This is a genomic window from Lewinella sp. IMCC34183 (assembly GCF_003390915.1).
GTDB lineage: Bacteria > Bacteroidota > Bacteroidia > Chitinophagales > Saprospiraceae > Neolewinella.
Map to the genome: position 1 here is coordinate 1 of NZ_QMEM01000024.1, position 2,725 is coordinate 2,725.

A 2,725-nucleotide genomic window follows, 5' to 3' on the forward strand; every position below is an offset into this window, starting at 1 on the left:
CACCGCGCCATCGTCAAGCCGGCGGTGAGGCTTTTGGGTGTCGATGAGGCCTTTAAAAGTTGAACTGAAGCTGGTCTAGGTCCGGGATGCTGTCTGGTGACAGCCGGCCTGCGGTGGCGCACTCGTTGGGCACAATGCACGGCACACACTGCACACACAATCATCATTCGTCCATCGCACATTAATTATGTGCAGGAGGCAATGTGGTTATGCTTAGACGCATTTTATATTAAATCAACAAAACATAATGTTTAAACACTTATTACATTGCGCTGCGATATTGACATTGATGGCATCATGTGATTATGCAGGGAAAGAATTATTGGAGATAAGCTCGAATTTATCTGTTGTGAAATCCGTTGATTGTTCATGTCCCACTCTTTTGCAAGAAGTTGATTCATATTATGTTCAGGAGATACTGTATAGAAACGTTTATTCAATTCGAGGAAATCAAGATGTCTTTGAGCTCTGTTACCTGGAGGCAGAAAATATAAAGAGGTGCGTCACTGTGGGAAAGGATTCGATGTCTAACAATTATGTAGAAATTCAAAACAAGAATATTAAGTTAGACAACATTGAGTTCAATCAACAATTCGAGCCGTAACACTAAATCACTGCGAATTTTTACTTAGGCCACTATTATTTTTGGCTTACATCTCAATCATACACTCTAATATTTAATTTTAGCCAACCTAGCCCCAATGATCAATTCGGTACATTGTGCTGCATCTAAGCGAACAAATTAAAAACTTTTAACAATACATATATTTCAATATTTGCAGCATACATAAATATCTGTGATTTAAATGGAATTTCATCCTTGCAAGAAAATCTCTAGGAATCTTAATGATAATGTGTTTTGAAATGAAATATTTAGATCAAGCTTATCTCTAAGCTCTTATGAAAGGAATGACTTATGCAAAATTACTATTAATTAAAAGTCACTGTGCCCAACACCGCCTACCACGTACAGCCGCCGGTTGAGCTTGTGGGTGCTATCAATGCTTTAACAACGGTCTCAATGAATTTCGACACCCGAAAAGTGTGCCGGTGCTGGCGGCCGTCGGGTAGGCAATCGTTGGCGGCCATTGGCACTTTAGCCCGCGGCCTGATGCCAACTTAGTTGCGCATCTCCGTACCCGGGCTAAGGTCTGACCGGTAATCGCCGGGACTGCGCCATTCTGCAGCGAATCGACAAGTGGCGGGCTGAAGCCCGGCCACCTGCGCTTCGCTCCGCAGAAGGCGCAATCCGCCAGAGGAAAGCAGGGTGCACCGGCCACGTCCGCCAACACGGCGCCTACGTCAATCCGGGGGCTCCGTGGTCGAAGAGAAGCGTCGGGGTGACGGTAATGGCCATTGCGCCGGCGTTCTCAATGGTGCAAAAGCCTCCGCTGGCGCTGCGGGTTTTGCACCATGTTCACTGCCGGCGCGAAGGCTAGCTTTGTGTTCCAAGCCTGGGGCCGGTGCCCAAATGATCCCGGATTGCGTAGGCGCCCTCGTTGGCTGACATTATGATGCTCTCGGTAGCTAAAATTGGCATTTTGGGTAACAATCCAAGTTGAGTTGCATAAATAGATACGATAACTTGGAGGAATCGCTATGCAGCGAGCATCAGAAGCGATAAAAGCAAACTATTCATCACTTATAAAAAAACATGTTTAAAATGATTGGTAAAATTAAAGAGCTTCAGACTAGATTGATCGATTTTACAAATGCCTATGCTAATAGCCACGGATTCGCAGTTGGAGACTGAGCAAAATTTAGCATCTCTGAAATGGCGCGAAGTGCTTCCGAAGAAATACTATCGCCACCGCCCGGCAAGAACAAGATTCAGCAGAGCATATTAGTTAGGATAGCACAGCATAATTTCTCTATTCTAATAGACTATATGATTTCCTCGTATTATACCTCAAATCTACAAGAAGTAGACGATCTAAATTTTAAAGTGATTGGCGAAATTACTTTTGCTGAGGCTAGGAGTTATATATGTCCTATGTGGCCAATCTGTAAATAACAAATCATGAATGAGAGTAAAAAGCAATCATTTGAATTTGCTGCTGAAGTAACTCGGCACTTAATAACTTTGTCTACAGGATTTATAGCTCTGACCATTACATTTAAAAGTGACTTCTTGACGGAAAGCGCAGAAATCAAAACGGGCACGTTAATCTGGTCTTGGTCAATGTTCATTGCTTCAATATTATTTGGCCTATTCACCTTCCAGACAATTGCCGCAACTTTGAATCCAGGTGATATGGAGGATGATGAACTGCGTGAGCATGAAAAATCGATATCGATATACAAGCGTAATATCCGCTTTATGTCTTCGCTCCAAATTATCACTTTTTTCGTAGCTATATTGTTGGCTGCTATATTTGGAATATGCGCTGTTTAATCTAATAGCTGTGATGTGAAAAACATCAAAAATTGGCATAGATAAAGCTATCAGAAAAAATTATTATAAAACGTCAGCCAACACCGCGCCATCGTCAAGCCGGCAGTGATGCTTGTGGGCTTCGATGATGACTTTATAAGCTTTCTTAGAGTTGGTTGAGATCCGAAAGCTAGCTGGTGGAAGCCGGCCTGCGCCGGCGCAAACGTTCGCCGAAAGCAATACCCGCATCCCCTCAGAAAAACCTATCAAAGTTGATCAAAGTCATCAACAAGTCGTATCTTTAAGGGCAATCAAGCCAGATGCCACTCAAAAACCGCCAGTCAGGTAAGT

Annotated in this window: 1 protein-coding gene; it reads left to right on the forward strand. The window is 43.3% G+C overall.

Features of this window, described 5'->3' with window-relative positions:
* Nucleotides 1–2,020: 2,020 nt before the first annotated feature.
* The gene (locus DQG19_RS20595) at nt 2,021–2,395 is read left to right on the forward strand and encodes a hypothetical protein (RefSeq protein ID WP_116128459.1); all 375 of its coding nucleotides are present in this window, start codon (nt 2,021–2,023) and stop codon (nt 2,393–2,395) included.
* The last annotated feature ends 330 nt before the right edge of the window (nt 2,396–2,725 follow it).

Excerpts from the sequence above, each read along its gene's own strand:
- DQG19_RS20595 (WP_116128459.1), top strand. The coding sequence starts at position 2,021 with ATGAATGAGAGTAAAAAGCAATCATTTGAATTTGCTGCTGAAGTAACT.